Below are 21835 nucleotides of genomic sequence, written 5' to 3' on the forward strand. Positions count from 1 at the left end.
ATGAAAAAAATTCTATTGATTTGCTTTATGCAATGTTTTATTTTCGGGTTTTCTCAGAAATTAAAACCGGTTGCCCAGAAAATTTCAGAATATCATAATGGTAGGATAGAGTCTAAAACGTATGACTTGTTTGAAGTTAATAACAGCACTGATAAGCTGGCAGAATACAGAAAATCTGCAACAGACATTAGCGTTATTTCCCTAAAATCTTCCGAGCTGAAAAGACTCGTTAATGAAAAACCCGATTTTATTGAAATTACATTTCCTTTTGCCGGAGGACGGCAGATTACCGTAGAAATGTATAAAAATCAGATTTTTACCAACAGTTTCAAAGTGGTTACCAATACTGGGAAAACAGTCAGTTATACGCCGGGGGTTTATTATCAGGGAATAGTGAAAGGAAATAATAATTCCATTGTAGCCTTTAGTTTTTTTAATAATGATATTGTAGGAGTAGCTTCTACACCGGAATTGGGAAATATAGTTGTTGGAAAAGCTAAAAATTCTGAAGATTTTGTAAGTTATTCAGACTCTAAATTGACAGGAGTAAATCCTTTTATCTGTGGTGTTGATGAATTGAAAGAAAATAATGACCAAAAAATATCATACGATCCGAACGCCAATAAAAATACAACATTAACTCAAAACTGTGTAAGAGTCTATTATGAAGTATGTTTTAAGCCCTATCAGAATAATGGTTCCAACACCACAACTGTTACGAACTGGCTTACGGCAATTCATAATAATATTGCTACACTTTATACCAATGATGATATAAAAACAGCCCTGAGTGAGATTTATATCTGGACTACCCAGGATCCTTATACAGGAAGCCCAAGCAGTAATTTAAATAAATTTTCAGCGGCCAGGCAAACTTTTAACGGAGATCTTGCCCATTTAATCAATACGCCAAGTACCACAAGTATTGCCTACCTTAATTCTCTGTGTAAAACCTACGCACATGCTTATTCCGGGATTTCCCAGACCTATAACAATGTACCGGTATATTCATGGACTATCCAGGCAATGACTCATGAAATGGGACACGGCCTAGGATCTCCACATACTCATGCCTGCGCGTGGAATGGAAATAATACTCCCATTGACTGGTGTGGCCCCACAGCAATGCCTTCTATTATAAACAGCGAAGGACTTACGTGTACCAGTAATGTTCTGCCTCCATCAGGTACCATTATGAGCTACTGCCATCTGATGTCAAATATTGGGATTAATTTCAGTAATGGCTTTGGTGTTCAGCCGGCAGCTTTAATAAGAAGTACAATAGACTCCAAGCCGTGTCTTGGTACCAATTGTACCACATCATGTGTTCCAAGTATTTCTTCTATAGCCCCCACTTCTACTACACAAAATTCTGCCAATATGTTCATTACGGATGCTATATCTTCATCATGGAAGTATAAAGTTTCTAAATTGGACGGAACTAATGTGACTACAGGAAATACAAATTCTCCTTCGTTCAGTATTGCAAATCTACAGCCGGGAACATACTACAAAGTTGACGCTGTGGGTCCATGTGCTAATGAAACCTATTATCAAAAATCTGGTCTGGTTCTTACAGATGCAGATTGGTGTGGAGGAGTACTGTTTACAGATACAGGCGGTTCTGCCGGAAGTTATAAAAATAATGAAGAACTGGTAAAGACATTTTATCCTGCGTCAGGTTCTTCTATGACCATGACATTTACAGCATTTGATCTTGAAGAGGATTATGATTTTATGTATGTATATAATGGACCTTCTACAACTTCACCATTATTTGCCAATGGAAATAATCTGACAGGAAATATTGTTCCCGGTCCGTTTACATCAACAGATCCTTCCGGTGCTATAACCGTAAAATTTGTTTCAGATGCAGGAGTTACCGCAAATGGCTGGAATGTGAATTTTTCCTGTAATGTTTTAGGAGTGGAAGACCTTAACACCAAAAATAATTCAATAAACATCTATCCGAATCCTGCAAAAAATATGGTGACCATCTCATCTGATGAAACATTAAAATCTTACAAAATCTTTGATGAAGCAGGAAGATTGGTGACTTCAGTTTCTTCTTTGAAGGGCAACAAAACGGAAATCAATCTTTCTTCTATACAGACAGGAAACTATGTAATCAGTATTGAAACAGAAAAACAGACGGTGAATAAGAAACTGATAAAACAATGATATAACGGACTATAATAATGATATAGAATTAGAAATATTTAAATAATAAATAACCCATAGTAGAATTATTTCTGCTATGGGTTTTATATATCTGCTATTCATTATTTATAATTGTTGTGATAACTGGACATTTATTTATATTTTTAACAAAAAATTAATAATGATTAAGAAAATTCTAGTATTTACTGTGTTGTTTTGGAATTTTTTCAGTTTTGCTCAGGACCTTAAACCTATAGCTAAAAAAATCCATGAATATGAAAAATTAAATTACCATGCCCCCAGGTATGGCTTATTTGAAGTGAAAAACCCCGATAATCTAATTGATCTAAGGAAAATAGCACCGGATGCTACGGTTTTTAACCTAGATACACCCAAGCTAATGAGATTACTTGCTGAAAGTCCTGAATTTCTTGAAGTATCTTTTCCTTTTGATGGCAATAAAGAAATCACCGTTCAGCTGTATAAAAAGCAGATTTTCACAGCAGATTTTAAAGTAAAAACCAAAAAAGATGAACTCGTACCTTATCATCCTGGGATTTATTATCGTGGCATGGTAAAAGGGGATGATCAGTCTGTTGTAGCCTTCAGCTTTTTTGATAATGATGTGGTAGGAATTATTTCGACACCAACGTTGGGAAACATCGTCCTGGGAAAGATGAAGAATTCAAACGATTTCGTAAGTTATTCAGAATCTAAGCTGACTGTACAAAACAGTTTTATCTGTGGAGCAGATGAATTGAAGGAAAACAAAATTCAAAAAACACTACCTGATCCCGGACAGCTTACAAGAAGGACGATGACAGATAATTGTGTACGGGTATTTTACGAAGTAGGTTATAAACCCTATCAAAGCAATGGTTCCAATATAAACGCTACCATTAACTGGATGACTGCTATTCATAACAGTGTTGAAACCATTTATTTTAATGATGATATTAAAGTCTCTTTAAGTGAAATGTATGTATGGACAACGCCGGATCCTTATACAGGTGGGAGTGATGCTAACTTGGCAATGTTCAAAAGTAACAGGCCGATTTTTAATGGGGATATTGCAAATTTAATCATTTCGCCCCCAAGCTCAGGAGTAGCTTATCTCAACTCATTGTGTACTGATCTGAAATATTGCTTTTCTCCTGTTCAGGTAAACTATGACCAGTTTCCAATGTATTCCTGGACGATCTTCGTAACCACCCACGAAATGGGACATGGATTAGGATCTCCTCATACCCATGCCTGTGCATGGAATGGTAATAATACAGCTATTGACGGTTGTGGAGCTGCATCTGGATCTCAGGGAAGTGTATGTCCTGGATCACTTCCGGGACCTGGGGGAGGTACTATTATGAGCTACTGCCACTTAGTGTCCGGTGTCGGAATCAATTTTGCGAACGGATTTGGGCAGCAGCCAGCCGAGTTAATAAGGAATACGATTAATTCAAAAGCTTGCTTGGGTACGAACTGTACTTCTTCATGTGAAACCACTATATTGGATCTTAGTATTACGGATATAACGCAAAGCACAGCGAGCATTTTTATTATAGATGGTACTTCCATATCATGGAAATATAGGCTATCTAAAATGGATGGAACCATTGTACAGTCAGGAACCACTAATTCAAACAGTTTTAATTTAAACAGTTTAGCTCCCAATACCTATTACAATTTATATATAGGAACAGACTGTTCCGGGTCCTCAGCCTTCCAAAAACACAGAACATTTTTAACAGATGGAGACTGGTGTGCAGGAGTACGGTTTACTGATTCGGGAGGTACTTCAGGAACGTATTCTAATGATGAAAAGCTTACCAAAACTTTTTACCCACTGTCCAATTCTAAACTGACCCTGGTTTTTAGCGAATTTAATTTGGAAAGCTTTAAAGACTATATGTATGTGTACAATGGACCTTCGGCAGGTTCTCCTTTATTTTCAAATGGCAACAACCTAACAGGTTCTCTTGTTCCCGGACCATTTGTGTCTACAGATCCTACCGGAGCGATTACGGTTGAATTCTTCTCTGATGCTACTGGTACAGCTAATGGATGGAATGCAGGATTCCTGTGTAAATTTTTAGGAGTGGAAGATATCGATGTAAAAGATAATACCATTTCAATCTATCCAAACCCTGCCAAAACAATGATCATCATTTCATCAAAAGAAAATTTAAAATCCTATAAAATTTTTGATGAAGCAGGAAGAGTAGTAACCTCGGCATCTTCTCTGAAAGGGAATAAAACAGAAATAAATCTTTCTTCCATACTAACAGGAAATTATATAATCAGTATTGAGACTGAAAAGCAAACGATAAATAAAAAACTTATAAAGCAATAACATAATAGGTTCTCCTATGATAAAATAATAGCCAAACCACAGTGGAATTATTTCTACTGTGGTTTTTTATACATTGATGATTTTTATTCTTCTTTATGTATGGATATGCAGTGATATGTGTGTATTTATTTATATTTTTAACAAAAAATTAATAATGATTAAGAAAATTCTAATGTTTACTGTGTTGTTTTGGAATTTTTTCAGTTTTGCTCAGGAGATTAAACCTGTAGCCAGAAAAATCCATGAATATGAGAAATTAAACTACCGTGCGCCAAGGTATGGCCTATTTGATGTGAAAAACCTTGATAATCTGGTTGATCTAAAGAAAATAGCACCAGACGCCACGGTTTTTAACCTGAATGTACCCAAGCTAATGAGGTTACTTGCTGAAAGTCCCGAATTCCTTGAGGTCTCTTTTCCTTTTGACGGAGACAAAGAAATCACCGTGCAACTGTATAAAAAGCAGATTTTCACCGCAGATTTTAAAGTGAAAACCAAAAAAGATGAACTCGTACCTTACCATCCGGGAATTTATTATCGCGGCATTGTAAAAGGAGATGATCAGTCTATTGTAGCCTTCAGCTTCTTTGATAATGATGTGGTAGGAATTATCTCGACACCAGCGTTGGGAAATATCGTGCTGGGAAAGATGAAAAATTCAAGCGATTTCGTAAGTTATTCAGAATCTAAGCTGACTATACAAAACAGTTTTATCTGTGGAGCAGATGAATTGAAGGAAAACAAAATTCAAAAAACAGCACCTGATCCCGGACAGCTTACAAGAAGAACGATGACTGATAATTGTGTAAGAATATTTTATGAAGTAGGCTACAAACCTTATCAGGGTAATGGTTCCAATATAACCGCTACCATTAACTGGATGACCGCTATTCATAATAGTGTTGAAACCATTTATTTTAATGATGATATTAAAGTCTCTTTAAGTGAAATGTATGTATGGACAACGCCGGATCCTTATACAGGCAATTATGATCCAGATTTGGGAGTATTCAGAAATGGCAGGCCTTATTTTAATGGTGATATTGCCCAGCTGGTGACCTCACCTACAGCTACCGGATATGCCTACATCAATTCTCTATGTTCAGATTTGAAATATTGTTACGCACCGGTTCAAATCAATTATCAGCAGTTTCCAATGTATTCCTGGACGGTCAACGTAACGACCCACGAAATGGGGCATGGACTAGGATCTCAGCATACCCATGCCTGCGTTTGGAATGGTAATAATACAGCCATTGATGGCTGTGGAACTCAAAGTGGAAATCAGGGAAATGCATGTGCTGGGCCAATTCCGGGATCTGGAGGAGGTACTATAATGAGCTACTGCCACTTGATGGCCGGAGTGGGAATCAATTTTGCCAATGGATTTGGACCACAGCCAGCTGAGTTCATAAGGAATACAATTAATTCAAAAGCTTGTCTGGGTACCAACTGTACCTCTTCCTGTGAAATTACTGTGTTGGATGTAAGTATTACCGACACAACACAGAATTCAGCAAGTGCCTTTATTATAGATGGATTTTCGTCAACATGGAAATACAGGCTCTCCAAAATGGACGGAACTATTGTGCAGTCAGGAACTGTTAATTCCAATAGCTTTAATTTAAGCAACCTGGATCCTAATACCTATTATAATTTATCCATTGGAAGCGAATGTTCAGGTTCGTCAGCCTACCAAAAATACAGAACATTTTTAACAGACGGAGACTGGTGTGCAGGGGTACGATTTACAGATTCGGGTGGTGCTTCAGGAAGATATTCTAATAATGAAAAACTTACCAAAACTTTTTATCCACTGTCCAACTCCAAACTAACCTTGGTTTTTAACGAATTTAATTTGGAAAATTTTAAGGATTATATGTATGTGTATAATGGACCTTCAGCAGGTTCTCCACTATTTCCAAACGGAAATAACCTTACAGGGACTTTACCTCCGGGACCATTTGTATCTACAGATCCTACCGGTGCGATTACAGTTGAATTTTTCTCTAATGAATCGGGCACAGGTAATGGATGGAATGCCGGATTCCTATGTAAATTTTTAGGCGTGGAAGATATAGAGGTGAAGGATAATACCATCTCAATCTATCCAAACCCGGCAAAAACAATGATCATCGTCTCATCAAAAGAAAATTTAAAATCTTACAAAATTTTCGATGAAGCCGGAAGATTGGTGACTTCAGCTTCTTCTTTGAAGGGCAATAGAACGGAAGTCAATCTTTCTTCCATGCAGACAGGAAACTACGTAATCAGTATTGAGACTGAAAAGCAGACGGTGAATAAAAAACTGATAAAACAATAAACTTAAAAATATGATGCAAAAGCCTGATCTGATCAGGCTTTTTTGCTGTGTTTATAACAACATCTTTTCTTTATGAGAATGATGGAAAACGGAAAGCCAGCCTTCAGCCTTAAATAAATCTGAATTCGGTCCAAGTTTTGCTTATATTCAGCAGAATAATTTTAACTTTGCAAAAAGATTTATTGTCAAAATGACGAACCCTCTATTTTATGCAAAAATAATCCTGTTTGGAGAATATGGAATGATTGAAGATTCCCAGGGGCTTGTAGTACCTTACAGCTTCTATAAAGGAACTTTAAAATTTTCAGATTTGAGCTCTGAATTTGAGCTTAAGTCAAACAGACATCTGCAAAAATATGCTGATTACCTTACCGTGCTTAATCTTTCTGATGACTTTAAATTAGATATCGAAAGCTTTAAGACTGATATTTTAAACGGACTTTTCTTTGATTCCAATATTCCTCAGGGATATGGAGTGGGAAGTTCAGGAGCTCTGGTAGCAGCTATTTTTGAAAAATATTCAATCAGTAAGCTGAATGCTGATAGCATCTCGAAAGATAATCTTAAAAAATTAAAAGCTGTTTTCGGAGAAATGGAAAGCTATTTCCATGGTAAAAGTTCAGGAATGGACCCGTTGATCTGCTATATGAATCTGCCTATTCTGATTGAAAATAAAGAAAATTTAGATAGGGTATCAATTCCGGACGGAGAAGAAGGTAAGGGAGCTATTTTCCTTATTGATTCCGGAATAACAGGTGAAACCGGGCCCATGATCCAGATTTTCTTTGAAAAAATGAAAACGGAAGGTTTCCGTAAAACATTAAAAGAAGAGTTTATCCGTTACAATAACGCTTGTATAGAATCTTTCCTTAAAAAAGATATGAATCCGTTCTTTAGAAATTTAAAGAAACTTTCTCATTGGGCATACGAACATTTCCGTCCTATGATTCCTGAAAGTATTTTTAATATCTGGAAAAAAGGGCTGGATTCTAATGCCTATTACCTTAAACTCTGCGGAAGCGGCGGCGGTGGTTATATTTTAGGATTTACCAAAGACTATGAGAAAGCAGAAAAAATGCTTGATGGTTTCCAGAAAGAGGTGATTTACAGATTTTAAACAGGTTGGAATGAATTCTGAAAAAGAAACTTTCCAATCTGAAAATTATATCTCTAAATCTTTATTTTATAGATTTTCACAATTCGTGGGCTTTATGCTCGGAGCTCGCTTTTTTGTAGCTGCCCTGCTGACATTTGCACTCTATGTTTCCACTTTTTTTCTCTTCAATCAGGATGAAACATTCAGAAATTTTGTATTCGATTTTAAAGTTCATGGCATTATTTTCTGTACGGTCCTTACCATTTTAGCCGGTGGAATTATCAACCAGTTTTATGATCTGGAGAAAGACCATATCGTAAAACCTTTCAGAACCAGAATTCAGAGTTTTATTAAGCAGAAGTACTTTTTATACGCGTATCTGCTATTAAGTATTATTTCCCTGGGAGTAGCCTGGATGATTTCCCATAATGTTTTCTTTTTTTTTCTTGTTTACCAGTTTTTTATGTGGTTTTACAGCCATAAACTGAGTAGAATACTGATCCTCAACAATCTCACTTTTGTAAGCCTTACCTTATATCCTTTCTTTGGAATGATGGTATATTATGCAACTTTTTCCAGAAAAGTAATTCTGATGGCTGTGTTTCTTTTCCTGATCCTTCTTTGTATTGATATTGTAAAAGACACCCTTACCAGGAGTGTAGACAAAGCATTCGGGTACGTCACAATTCCCAACTATTTTAAGACTAAAAATACAAAAACCATCCTTATCTCACTGCTTCTGATCACGATGGCTGTTTCAATGAAGATTATTACCAAAACCGGGATAACTGGTTTTATGGCTTATTATTTTGCCAGCGGGTTACTTGTAATGATCATTTGTATTTATCTGCTTTTAAATTCTTCAAGAAGAAGTAACTTCTTTACAATTAATATATTACGTTTTTGGGTTTTTGTAGGAATTATTGCAATGCTTTTGAACGGAATTGAAAGTAAATTATAAAAAAAATTCTTTAAATAAACTAAGGTTATTATTACCTTTGTAAAACTAAATTTAATAAATAGGAATGCCCATTTTTAATGATACTAAAGTTGCATTTGCAGATAAATCTGATGCACAACTGAGAAAGGCTTACTGGATGTTTAAAATGATTGAACAGCCTGCACTTACCAGCCTTGGAACATCTGTCCTTAATTTTACAGTACACAATAATTTTCCTTTCGTAACAGGAATTGTAAAAAACACTCTGTTTGCACAATTTTGTGGAGGTGAAACCCGTGAAGAAAGTATGAAAGTTGTAAAGCAGCTTTTCAAAAGAGGAGTTGGAAGTATTTTCGATTACTCTATTGAAGGTAAGGAAGATGAAGAAACTTTTGATGCGGTTTGCAAAGAAATTAAGGCCATTGTTAGATTCTCAGTGGGAAATCCGGCCATTCCTTTTATCGTATTCAAGCCTACTGCTTTCGGAAGAATTGACTTGTATGAAGCTGTTGGAAAAGGTGCAGAGCTTACCACAAGCCAGAAAGAAGAATGGGAAAGAGTAGTAAGGAGATTTGATGAGGTATGCAGCCTTTGCCATGAAAATGATAAAAAAGTAATGGTGGATGCTGAAGAAACCTGGATGCAGGATGCTGCAGATCACCTTTGTGAAGAAATGATGGAAAAGTATAATCAGGAAAAACCGATCGTTTGGAATACCATCCAGATGTACAGAACAGGAAGACTGGAATACATGGAAGCAAACCTTCAGAGAGCAAAAGAAAAGAACTATTTCATAGGTTACAAGATTGTTCGTGGTGCTTATATGGAGAAAGAAAGAGCCAGAGCAGCAGAAAAAGGATATGCAGATCCTATTCAGCCTACCAAGGAAGCTTCAGATAAAAACTATAATGCAGGAATTGATTTTGTAATGAATCACATGGATAAGGTTTCTGCTTTCTTTGGAACGCATAACGAAATCTCTTCAGAACTGATTATGGATAAGATGAAAGCCAAATCTTTAAGCAGTGACAATCCTCACATTTATTTTGGGCAGCTTTACGGGATGAGTGATAATATCACTTTCTATTTGTCTGATAAGGGCTATAATGTGGCTAAATATCTTCCATACGGACCTGTAAAGGATGTTGTTCCCTATTTGACAAGAAGAGCCCGTGAGAACACTTCTGTGGCCGGACAGACGGGAAGAGAACTGGGACTTATTAAAAGTGAACTGGAAAGAAGAAAAAAATAACACTTATTATCGGTACATATTAAGCTCACAGAAATGTGGGCTTTTTTTATGGTAAGAATACAATAAATATAACAGCTTTACAGTCAATTTATTAAGGTTAAAAAAACAATGCAGATTAGGGATATTAAATCTAATTCTCATTTGTGTTATATATATCGTAAAATAATTTTATTTTTATTGCTGATTTAATTTTAAATTATTATATTTGATTAACAATAAAAAACTGATGCATGAAAAAATTGACATTCATTACTCCAGTCAGGATTATCTTCATTCGTTTTTTTAAATAGTATGTTGGGGTTTTATTCCTGAAGCTATATCCTGATTAACCCAAATAGAAAATTTACAACTACAGATTCATAAAGTTTTAAAAATAAAATAAAGCAATAGCTTTAGTTTTCTTCTTCAAATATTTTTTAGCCTGACCAATTTTCTTTGGTCAGGTTTTTTAGGGCTCAAAACTTTCGAATTTTCCATTTTCATAGAACAAAACAATACGTTTTATCTTATTCGTTTGATTTCCAATAGCTTGGCTGATAATTTGATCCGCTGAATTTTCTAATCGCTGAGAATCCGATATTTTTTCCTGAGCTTTACTTTGGGGCGGTATAACCGATTCTACAGGACCTTCTACGGGAACGTCTGCTTCCATCTCGTCAGCTCCAAATTCATCATCGGTATTCATCATCGTGAAAAGATCGGGTAGAGGTGTTGGCCTTCCTTTTTCTTTTTCATCATCATGAGCCTCATCTTCATCTACTGTTATTTCCGGAAGTTCAGATTTCAGCATTTCGCCCTCACCCGTAACCAGCCAATCCCAAAGAAGTTCCGGGAAGCGCGATTTTATTTTTATGATAAACTCCAGAGAGGGTTTATTTCTGCCTGAAGTAATATGTGAAATGGATGATCGCTGTACATCAATCTCATCGGCAAACTCGGAAGGCGTAAAATTAGAATACTCTATAACTTTTGAAATTCTCTCGTTTAAACTCATAAAAATAAGCTTTTAATTATGTTACAAATGTAAATAATATAATTTACAAAAACAAACTACAAATGTAAATTACAATGAAAACTTATTCAATACAAATGTAAACTACACATAACTATAAGAAAAACAATAATATATATGTTAATTACAATTGTATTAAGCTAATAATTTTATTACTTACAGAGTACAATAAGCTCCATGATATTTCCTATTTTTAACCGTTTTTTCCGATAAAACTTGATTATAAATGTAAATTATGAGACTTTTTCAGAGTACTTATCGGAAATAATTTTCTATTTTCTACTATTTACATTGTTAACTACTATATCCTTACAAAGAATATATAATAGAGCAAATACTGACTTGTAATGCTTTATAACTATGTTTTCTATTGTATACAATGGTAAATTAATAATGTAAATAGGGGATTAATACCACTTTTATAAACTTTTTAGAGCTAAATATCTCCGTGTCCACCAAAGCTATTTTATTTCATTGGATAAAACTCTTAATAATAAAAATTGAACTTCATTTCAGATAAAATTCAGTGAATTTCGATAATTTACAAATGTATAGTAATGTAAAATACGGACTTATCCACATTAGACATGTTTAATAAAATTATGCCTATTTGCTATAAAACAGGTTTTTATTCACTTCAAGTAACTTTATAAATATCATTGAGATAAATTTTATAATACATTGGATTTTAGCTATTTAAATATATTGAATTAAATTATTCGCAATCCACAATTTTACCAACAGACAATATGGCTTTTCATACTGTTTAACAATGTTACATCTGTTAATAGACTTTGATCTCTTTAAATCGAACTATTTCACTTATGTAAACAAATCGATAAGATGAGAAAATTTTCAAATTTTTGCTGTTTTTACAATTGTTTACAGATGTTAATCTGGTTTTTATGCCTTAAAATGGCTAAATTTGATTTTTGTAAACTATTCCAACAATGAATTTTGAACAGATCTATTCTCAACACCCTAATTTTCCTAATCGTTATATTTCCCCTGAAAAATTATTTTCTTACCTACAGACGAATCTCGGCGATTATATTCTGGAGATCGGAAAATCATATTTAGAGAAACCTATATATCAATTGAGCATCGGAACAGGTGATATTCATATTTTAGCGTGGTCGCAAATGCACGGAAACGAATCTAATGCTACCCATGCGATGCTGGATCTTTTGGTAAGTTTAGATAAGGCTCCTGAAATGAAAGAAGACTTATTCAGTAAGATTAGACTTGATTTTATTTTTATGCTTAACCCCGACGGTTCAGAAAGGTGGACAAGGCTGAATGCTGTAGATATTGACCTGAACAGAGATTTTCACAATGAAGCCAGTAGAGAGATTAAGTTTCTTAAGAATGCTGTAGCTTCAAAAAAATATGACTATGCTTTGAACCTTCATGAGCAGAGAACGATTTTTACTACCGATGGTATTCATCCTGCTACACTTTCTTTTTTAGCGCCTTCTGAAAATGTAGAACGTACCGTAACTGAAAACAGGAAAAAATGTATGGCAGTGATTGGAAATGTTTATCATCATTTAAAAGAAATGATCCCTAATCAGATTGGAAGGTATTCTGATGAGTTTTATCCTACTTCAACCGGTGATAATTTTATAAAAGCAGGGATGCCGACTATTTTATTTGAAGGAGGACATTTCATAGATGATTATACCAGGCAAGGCACAAGGAAGTATTATACAGTAGCCCTTTACTATGCTCTGAAAGCAATAAGTGAACTCAATTCTGAAACTACCGGATGGGAGGCTTACTTTGAAATTCCTGAAAATAAAGAAACCCATTATGATATTGTCTACAGAAACGTAAGACTGAATACGGAGCATGAATGTATCCTGGACATTGCTGTTCAGTACAGAGAAATAAAAGAAGATGGAAAAGATGAGATTTCCTTTATCCCTTTTGTCATGGAAGTAGGAGATGTGAAAAAACGAAAAGGCTGGCTGGAAATAGACTGTACAGGAAAGAAATTTATTTCTGAAACTAAATATCCCAAACTGGATGCAGCAGCAAGTTTTACAATAGAAGATTAAAAAATACGGCAATCTCTTGATTGCCGTATTTATTTTTTATATAGTAGAGCAGAGTCTTAGTTAACGACTTTAATTCCGTTAGCTACAAATCTAATCTCCTCTTTAGGCTGAGTGATCGCATCAATTTCTGACTGCGGTTTTTTAGCATCTTCAGCATAATGTTTCTGCTCATTTACAGAAGTTATTTTTCTTTCTGCATTTCCTTCCAATACAACATTTTTACCTTTTAAAGCTGTAGGTACAAAGAATGCATAATCTTTCATTTTCACAAAAAATTTAGAATTGTCTTCAGTCTGAATAGTAAGCCAGCATCCTTTTTTATCGCATACATCGGTTACTTTACCCTTAATAGCTACATTCTCCAGCTTTTTGTTATCTTTTTTAAGCTGTTTACCCAGTTGATCCACGGTGATGGCCTTAGATTCAGTTCCGGAAGCTACACTTGCTCCATACGTATCACCTACTATAGCATTACCTGCCGGAGGTCCCACTTCCTGTGCGAAAGCTAGTGAAGAAGCACTTATTGCAGCTGCAAATATGATGGTCTTGAATTTCATTTTATTATTTTTTTCAAAAGTACTAATTAATATTGAATCAAAAATCAATTAAAAGTTGATATAAAACAGGTGTATTATCGAATTTGTAATAAAATTCAGAATAAAAGACAGATTTGTTTATATTTGACACCTATACTTGACTATGCAAAAAAAATTGAAATTATGGGATGCCATTATGCTGGTAATGGGCTCAATGATCGGAAGTGGGATCTTCATTGTAAGCGCTGATATGATGCGTAACCTGGGATCCGGATACTGGCTGGTTGTTGTCTGGATTATAACAGGAGTGATGACCGTTGCCGCTGCAATAAGCTATGGAGAGCTTTCCGCTCTGTTTCCAAAAGCTGGAGGTCAATACACCTATCTGAAGGAGATTTTCGGTAAAAAGATGGGATTCCTTTATGGATGGGGACTATTTACGGTAATACAAACCGGAACTATTGCAGCGGTGGCAATGGCTTTTGGTAAATTTACAGCCTACCTTATTCCGTCACTTAATGATGCCGCACCTATTTTTCAAAGTGGAGAATTTAAAATTACATGGATACAGATTTTAGCTATTGCTGTCATTCTCTTACTTACCTATATCAATACAAGAGGGGTGCAAAGTGGAAAAGTACTTCAGAATATATTTACAGGCTCTAAAATTATTGCTTTACTGGGCTTGGTTGCTGCAGGCTTTATACTGGTGGATTTTTCGCATATGGCTGAAAACTTCAGCCTTGGTACGGATTCATTTAACAATCTTAAGAAAGACTTTAATGGCAACTTCCTTAAAGAAGGTTGGCAGCCTATTGGTGGAATGACGTTATTGGGAGGTATTGCTGCTGCTATGGTAGGTTCTGTATTCAGTTCTGTAGCCTGGGAAAGTGTAACATTTGTTTCCGGAGAAATTGATAACCCGAAGAGAAATGTCGTGAAATCTATGATTTATGGAACTTCTGCGGTGATGCTTCTCTATATTGCAGTTAATTTTGTCTATTTAAATGCATTAGACAGAGACGGAATTGCATTTGCGACCAATGACAGGGTAGCGGTAGCAGCATCACAGAATATTTTTGGAAGTGCAGGAACAGTGATTATCGCTTTACTGGTTATGATTTCCACATTTGGATGTAATAACGGATTAATCTTAGCCGGAGCAAGGGTTTTTCAGACTATGGCAAAAGATGGAATGTTCTTTACATCAGCAGAAAAAAATAATAAAAATGAAGTTCCTGAAAATGCATTATGGATGCAGGGAGTCTGGGCTTCACTTCTTTGTTTGAGCGGGCAGTATGGAAACCTGTTGGATATGATCTCTTTTGTCATCGTTTTATTTTATATGATTACCGTTTTCGGGGTGATTTATTTAAGAATCAAACAGCCTGGCCTTGAAAGACCTTATAAAACCTGGCTTTATCCAATTACTCCAATTGTTTATTTAGTGATTGGAACAGGCTTCTGTATACTGCTTTTAATTTACAAACAGCAATATACATGGCCTGGGTTGATTATGGTTGTGCTGGGACTTCCGGTCTATTATTTTATTAACCGCAAAAAAACAAACTGATATCATATAAGATATAATAGCAGCAAGGCTTTCAATTCAATTTGGAAGCCTTTGTTTTTGAATAATATTTTAATTTATTAAACATTTATTTAGTGAAAATGTGTATTTTGGTATTTCGTTTTTAAGTAAACCTAACCATGAAGTAAAAAATAAGAAGTTGATTATGGATACACCAAATTACAGAATGCCTTTTGTACCTTCAACTTTAATGACTGAAGGCGGAAGCATTGATACCTGCGATATGGGGGAAAGTATTGCCCACAATATCATGTTACTGATTACCACTAAAAAAGGGGAGAACAGATATGATGAAAATTATGGCAACGACGTTTGGAACCTGGAATTCGATAACGGAGTCACCAGCGCGATCTGGGAAAATGTTTTTGTTAAAAGTCTTAAAAGACAGATTCAGGAATACGAACCCCGCATTGTACAGCCACAGATTGATGCCAATATACAGTTTGTAGAACACAGCTACGATACCAAAGAGCACACAGAAATCAAAAAGAAAGTAAGAATTGCGGTCAATGCAAAAATGGAAGCTACGGGAGAACGTTTCAGTTTTTCAACAGAATTGTTTCTAAGCCCGATGTCTATTGATTAAATATTTTTTTTAACAGCACCAAAAATTTATGAATTTAGATCAGAATATATATTCCAAAGAATCTGTAAAAGCCAGAATGCTTCAGAATGCCACTAAAGTTTGGGGACTCAAGAGCCCGCAATCTTTAGATCCTTTTGTAAAACTACTGATAGATGCATTCAGTACAGAGGTCTTTAAGGCTAATAACGAAATTCAGACGGTCAATGCCCGTATTTTAGAAAAACTGGCAAAACTTCTTACGCCATCTATTTATACCCATCCTATTCCCGCTCACTCTGTAGCTTTTACACAGCCTTATGAGTCTTCCGAAGTTTTATTGGAGCATACGGAGTTTTTCTTCCGTAAGCAGATGACTTCCACCATAAAATCAGAGTCCGACAAACAGTTGAATATTCCTTTCACTCCCGTAGGAAATGTAAGGATCAATAAAGTTCATACTTCCATCATGTTTGTAGGCAATACTTGCTACAGTATAGATGACCGGTTCAATAAAATTCCTATTGCTAGGTTTCCGGGAAAACCCGAAGATTATAGAAAAATTACAGTAGGAGTTGATGTCAGTAAATATACCAACGAAAATTTCCCTAAATATTTAAGTATCTTTTGCTCCAATCCTGCTTTTGAGCATTTGGATTTTGTTTATAAATTATTACCTTATATTACCGTTACCAGTAATGGAAATCCACTATTTGTAAGAGAGGGATTAAGCTACCTTACAGAAAACCAGCCGGACGGTTACGAACAGATGTTCAGAGAGCAGTCTATCCGGAATAAAGTGATTGAAGATATTAAAAGTATTTACCGTCATAAATTTATTGAGGTAACAGGAATTTCCAACAGTTTATTTTCAGAGCCGGGAAAACTTCCGCAAAATCTTGAATTCCTTCACGGAAAAGAGGAGATTGTGAAATATATGGACAATAAAAAGTTCCTATGGCTAACTTTTGAATTTCCACCCCAGTTTTCTGCTGAAATCCTGGATAACTTTTCATTTGTATTAAATGCATTTCCTATCTACAATAGAGGTTGGAAGAAAACAGAATACAGTTTAGATATCATGGGGAATAATATTCCTTTGGTTACTGACGAAGGAGAACATTTTCTATATGTGGATGATGTTCAGGACGGAGACGGAAGGAAATATACAGAAATCCCTTTCACACCGGCTGATGACCTTAAAAAAGGTTTGTATACCGTTAGGAAAGGAGGAATGGAACGTTTTACCAGTAGAAATGCTGTGGATATGATTGCCAATGTTCTGGAGCTGACCCGGGATGAGATTGCTGCTTTTTCCCTTCTGAACAGAGATAATGTAAAAGGGGTATTGAGCGAAATGTCTGACAAAATGAAATCTATGGTACAGAAAGTGAATAATGCCAAGAGAAATATCAGACAGGAACTGAATTATGTCATTATGGAGCCTGTAGAGAAAACAGACCATACATATGCTTCTTTCTGGGTAACCCACTGTACTTTAGCCAATCATATGCGTCCGGGAACAGAGCTGTCTAACCAGCTGAAATCTCAGACCATTGTTTTGCTTGCTGAAACCCTGGGAGGAGCAGAGGAGCAAAAAGGAACAGACAGCATCCAGGCTTATAAATATGCATTAACAACAAGAGATAAGATCATTTCACTTGAAGACGTTAAGAATTACTGCAGGATGATTCTGAAAGATGAAATGAGAGATGTAAGAGTAAGAAGGGGAACCATGGTAAGCAACAGACCTAAAGAAGGTTTTGTAAGAACGGTAGAAGTGGAGATTGTTCCCCAAAACTATTCCTTCTATGGAAGAGCGTATTGGGAAAATATGTCCAATATTCTTAGAAATCAGATTATTGCCAAAGCAATAGACGGTATTGAATATCTGGTGAAAATAACCAATGAAGATGTTGAATTTCAGGATATGTAAAATTAAAACAATACCAAAAATATGAGAAAGATTATGATAATGGCTATGGCCTTGTCCCTGGCAGTAGTGAATATAAGCTGTAAAAAAGGAGCTGATAAACTGGGGAACGCAGTTCTGAATTTGGGAGGAGAACAGGAAGCAAACACTATTATTGATTTTAACAATAATTTTATTGATTCTTATAAAAACACTTCGAAACATGTTGAGAGAATCTTAAAATATGCTGATGAAGCAGTCGTAAGATCAAAAGGCGGGAATGTAATGATGATGCCTGTAATAAATTCAATGGATTACAGCTTTTCAAAAATTAAAGGGGTTCCCTCCGGATTTGAAAAAGATAAAGCCGGAATTGAATCCGATTTTAATATTTACAAAACCAAAAAAGAAAAAATAGAGAAGAAATTTGAAGAGCTTAAATCTTATATGAACTCTGAAGATTATAAAGATGATAAAGGTGCCAAAGCGGAGAATTTAAGAAAAGAGCTTGAAACTGAAGCCGATGCACTCTATTTAGCTGGGGAGAATATTATAATGAAGATTAAGCCTGCAACAGATGCCGCTGAAGAAGTAATCCTTAAAGATCATCCGTTGAAAAACTATATCTTATCTTCCAAAAATGTAATGAATTCTTTAGATTCTGTGGTGGAACTGCTTGGTAAACAATATACAGAAAAATTTAATGAAGCAGAGGCACAGAAAAAGTATAATGAATTCGCCAAAGCTGTGGAAGCCAATTCAAAATTGGTATTCGATGTGAAAGATCCACAGTATGCTTATAAAAAATCTCAGTTTGAAATTTTTAACAAGAATGCTTCCAGCTTTTTAGATACCTACAGAAAACTGATCAGGGATGCTAAGGAAGCCGGAAAAATTCCTGATAATAACATTCAGCAGATCGACTCATCGTATGAATCGGTATTAAGTTCATACAATTCATTTGTAAAATAATAATATACCCTATACACAATAAAGGACCAATATAATCTGTATTGGTCTTTTTTATTTTTCTGAAAAATCAGCAAAACCTTTTATAGATTTCTCTGAGTACTTCTGTATCACTCAATTTAATAAAGATTAAACTTTTATACCTTTTACGGTTAATAAATTTCCATAAAATTCCGTAATTTTGCACGTTGTGATTTTCAGGCAAAGTCACTCTGAATTATGAGCAAATCAACAGAATATATAGAAGTTTACGGAGCACGTGAGCACAATCTAAAGAATATTAACGTTAAAATTCCTAGAAATGAACTGGTAGTAATTACCGGTCTTTCGGGGAGTGGAAAATCTTCACTGGCTTTTGATACCATCTTTGCAGAAGGCCAGCGTCGCTATATTGAGACATTCTCTGCCTATGCACGTCAGTTTTTAGGCGGGTTGGAGCGTCCGGATGTAGATAAAATAGAAGGACTTTCACCTGTCATTGCTATTGAGCAGAAAACAACCAATAAAAACCCACGTTCTACCGTAGGAACCGTTACAGAGTTGTATGATTTTCTACGTCTTTTATATGCAAGGGTTTCTGATGCTTACTCTTTGTCTACCGGGCAAAAGCTGGTAAGCTATACGGAAGATCAAATTCTTGAGACCATCAAGGAAAACTATAAAGGAGAGAAAATAATGTTGCTGGCACCCGTAGTACGGTCCAGAAAAGGACATTACCATGAACTTTTCGTACAGATGGCAAAAAAGGGCTATGGACAGGCTAGAATTGATGGAGAATTACAGGATATTGAGTATGATTTAAAGCTTGACCGTTATAAAACCCATGATATTGATATCGTTATCGACCGTTGGATCATCGGGGAAAGTGCTTCAGAAAGCAGAATGGAAAAATCGTTGCGTACCGCAATGGAAATGGGCGAGGGCATCATCGGAATCCAGAAGCTGGGAAGTACAGCTATTGAATACTTTTCCAAAAATTTAATGGATGCTGAAACAGGACATTCCTTAGCATTGCCGGAGCCTAATACTTTTTCATTCAACTCCCCAAAAGGAAGCTGCCCAAACTGTAAAGGACTTGGGATGATCAAAAAGATCAACACCGATTATTTTACAGAAAATCCAAAACTGTCAATCAATCAGGGTGCATTATTACCTCTGGAAGATATCAAATCAAACAAATGGATACTGGCGCAGATTAAAAATATCCTTGAGATCTTCGGACTGGGATTGACAACGCCTTTACAGGACATTCCAGAAGAAGCTTTGAATTATATTTACAACGGCTGTCACAAAGAATTTAATAAAGATCTTAAATACGCAGGAATTACCAAAAAAATAAAGATCAGTTTTGATGGTCTTATTCCTTTTATGGAGGAAATTATTGAGGAAAGAGAATCTTATGAGGCCATTTTGCTGGAAAGGCATTTTACTACAGAAGAAACCTGTCCTGAATGTAATGGAAGCCGCCTTCAGCCTTCAAGCTTAAGCTTTAAAATAGATGGTAAAAATATTGCTGAGGTCAATGGGTTAAGTTTAGCTGATTTAAAAGATTGGTTAATTGACGTTAAAGATAAATTCTCTGAAAAAAATAAAATTATCGCTCACGAAATTTTAAAGGAAATTGAAACCAGGCTTCAGTTTCTGCTGGATGTTGGTTTGGATTATCTAAGTTTGAGCAGAAGTTCCAAAACCCTTTCCGGAGGGGAATCTCAAAGAATACGTCTGGCAACACAGATTGGGTCTCAATTGGTTAATGTGTTGTATATTCTGGATGAGCCAAGTATCGGTCTCCACCAGAGAGATAATGAAAGGCTTATTCACTCATTAAAGAACCTTAGAGATATCGGAAACTCTGTATTGGTGGTTGAGCATGATAAAGATATGATTCTTGAAGCCGATGAGGTGCTGGATATTGGTCCCAGAGCCGGAAAATTCGGAGGAGAGATCCTTTGGCAGGGAAAACCTAAAGATTTATTGAAAGCGGATACCATAACCGCTCAGTATATCAATGGAAAAAGAAAAATTGCCATTCCTGAGGAAAGAAGAGCAGGAAGCGGAAAAAATATATTATTAAAAGGAGCTACAGGAAACAATCTTAAAAATGTAACACTGGATATTCCTCTGGGAAAACTGGTTGTGGTAACCGGAATTTCAGGAAGCGGAAAATCTTCACTGATCAACGGAACATTATACCCAATCCTTAATAAACATTTCTACAGAGCAGTTCAGGAGCCTTTACCTTATAAAAAAATTGAAGGTCTGGATAATATTGACAAAATTGTGGATGTAGACCAGACTCCCATTGGAAGAACGCCACGTTCTAATCCTGCAACCTACACAGGAATGTTTACAGACATCAGAAATCTTTTTGCAGAATTACCTGAGAGTAAAATCCGTGGATATAAGCCGGGAAGATTCTCTTTCAATGTAAAAGGCGGAAGATGTGAAACCTGCCAGGGGGGAGGATTGAAAGTCATTGAAATGAACTTCCTTCCGGATGTATACGTTCACTGTGAAACCTGTAACGGAAAGCGTTTCAACAGAGAAACGCTGGAAGTCCGCTACAAGGGAAAATCCATTTCCGATGTACTGGATATGACGATTGATGAAGCGGTAGATTTCTTCCAGCCTATTCCTAAGATTTTTGCAAAAGTAAAAACATTACAGGATGTAGGTTTAGGATATATTACTCTGGGACAACAGTCAACAACCCTTTCCGGAGGAGAAGCACAGCGTATCAAGTTGGCAACGGAACTGGCAAAAAGACAAACTGGAAATACCCTTTATATCCTGGATGAACCTACTACCGGACTGCATTTTGAAGACGTGAAAATCCTGATGGAAGCCATTAATAAATTAGTGGAATTAGGAAACTCATTTATCATCATCGAACATAATATGGATGTAATTAAATTGGCAGACCATATTATTGATGTAGGCCCTGAAGGAGGAAAGTATGGAGGACAGATCGTAGCCCAGGGAACTCCTGAAGAAATTGTAAAATCTAAGAAAAGTCTGACAGGAAAATTTTTGAAAAGGGAACTGGAATAATCAGAACATCAATATAAGTAT

14 protein-coding genes are annotated in these 21835 nt (G+C 35.8%); 12 read left to right on the forward strand and 2 right to left on the reverse strand.

Annotation, left to right across the window (positions count from 1 at the left end; genetic code table 11):
• The 6 genes from LQV47_RS07230 (at position 1) to LQV47_RS07255 (ending at position 10121) form a co-directional block, all read left to right on the forward strand.
• Positions 1 to 2181 carry a T9SS type A sorting domain-containing protein gene (locus LQV47_RS07230; RefSeq protein ID WP_230035341.1) on the forward strand — a complete coding sequence of 727 codons (2181 nt, stop codon included), beginning with the start codon at positions 1 to 3 and terminating at the stop codon, positions 2179 to 2181.
• 160 nt (positions 2182 to 2341) lie between these two features.
• Positions 2342 to 4510 (forward strand): T9SS type A sorting domain-containing protein, encoded by a 2169-nt coding sequence (locus tag LQV47_RS07235; RefSeq protein ID WP_230035349.1) that lies wholly within the window; start codon positions 2342 to 2344, stop codon positions 4508 to 4510.
• A 154-nt stretch (positions 4511 to 4664) separates the two neighbouring features.
• Entirely contained in the window at positions 4665 to 6833 is a 2169-nt protein-coding gene (locus tag LQV47_RS07240) for a T9SS type A sorting domain-containing protein (protein WP_230035358.1), read from the forward strand.
• Between the two features lie 190 nt (positions 6834 to 7023).
• Positions 7024 to 7950, forward strand: coding sequence for a mevalonate kinase (locus tag LQV47_RS07245; protein ID WP_230035360.1), 927 nt, complete (start codon positions 7024 to 7026; stop codon positions 7948 to 7950).
• Between the two features lie 10 nt (positions 7951 to 7960).
• A complete protein-coding gene (locus LQV47_RS07250) occupies positions 7961 to 8890 on the forward strand; it encodes a UbiA family prenyltransferase (protein ID WP_230035362.1) in 930 nt (309 codons plus the stop codon).
• Between the two features lie 64 nt (positions 8891 to 8954).
• Positions 8955 to 10121 carry a proline dehydrogenase family protein gene (locus tag LQV47_RS07255; protein ID WP_230035364.1) on the forward strand — a complete coding sequence of 389 codons (1167 nt, stop codon included), beginning with the start codon at positions 8955 to 8957 and terminating at the stop codon, positions 10119 to 10121.
• Positions 10122 to 10569: 448 nt separating this feature from the next.
• Here LQV47_RS07255 and LQV47_RS07260 read toward each other — a convergent pair whose 3' ends face one another.
• Positions 10570 to 11115 carry a helix-turn-helix transcriptional regulator gene (locus tag LQV47_RS07260; RefSeq protein WP_230035366.1) on the reverse strand — a complete coding sequence of 182 codons (546 nt, stop codon included), beginning with the start codon at positions 11113 to 11115 and terminating at the stop codon, positions 10570 to 10572.
• A gap of 968 nt (positions 11116 to 12083) precedes the next feature.
• Between LQV47_RS07260 and LQV47_RS07265 the strand changes: the two genes are divergently transcribed.
• Positions 12084 to 13193, forward strand: coding sequence for a M14 family zinc carboxypeptidase (locus tag LQV47_RS07265; RefSeq protein WP_230035368.1), 1110 nt, complete (start codon positions 12084 to 12086; stop codon positions 13191 to 13193).
• A gap of 56 nt (positions 13194 to 13249) precedes the next feature.
• Here LQV47_RS07265 and LQV47_RS07270 read toward each other — a convergent pair whose 3' ends face one another.
• Positions 13250 to 13750 (reverse strand): DUF4920 domain-containing protein, encoded by a 501-nt coding sequence (locus LQV47_RS07270; RefSeq protein WP_230035370.1) that lies wholly within the window; start codon positions 13748 to 13750, stop codon positions 13250 to 13252.
• Positions 13751 to 13892: 142 nt separating this feature from the next.
• Between LQV47_RS07270 and LQV47_RS07275 the strand changes: the two genes are divergently transcribed.
• From LQV47_RS07275 to uvrA, 5 genes are all read left to right on the forward strand, one after another.
• Positions 13893 to 15302: an amino acid permease gene (locus tag LQV47_RS07275; protein WP_230035372.1), complete on the forward strand. Its 1410-nt coding sequence runs from the start codon at positions 13893 to 13895 to the stop codon at positions 15300 to 15302.
• Between the two features lie 163 nt (positions 15303 to 15465).
• Entirely contained in the window at positions 15466 to 15906 is a 441-nt protein-coding gene (locus tag LQV47_RS07280; RefSeq protein ID WP_230035374.1) for a GPW/gp25 family protein, read from the forward strand.
• Positions 15907 to 15934: 28 nt separating this feature from the next.
• Positions 15935 to 17818, forward strand: a complete 1884-nt coding sequence (locus LQV47_RS07285; protein ID WP_230035375.1) for a type VI secretion system baseplate subunit TssF — start codon at positions 15935 to 15937, stop codon at positions 17816 to 17818.
• 21 nt (positions 17819 to 17839) lie between these two features.
• Positions 17840 to 18766: a DUF3829 domain-containing protein gene (locus LQV47_RS07290; RefSeq protein ID WP_230035377.1), complete on the forward strand. Its 927-nt coding sequence runs from the start codon at positions 17840 to 17842 to the stop codon at positions 18764 to 18766.
• Positions 18767 to 18982: 216 nt separating this feature from the next.
• A complete protein-coding gene (gene uvrA, locus LQV47_RS07295; protein ID WP_230035379.1) occupies positions 18983 to 21814 on the forward strand; it encodes an excinuclease ABC subunit UvrA in 2832 nt (943 codons plus the stop codon).
• The last annotated feature ends 21 nt before the right edge of the window (positions 21815 to 21835 follow it).

This window comes from Chryseobacterium sp. Bi04 (assembly GCF_918698085.1).
Classification (GTDB): Bacteria; Bacteroidota; Bacteroidia; order Flavobacteriales; family Weeksellaceae; genus Chryseobacterium.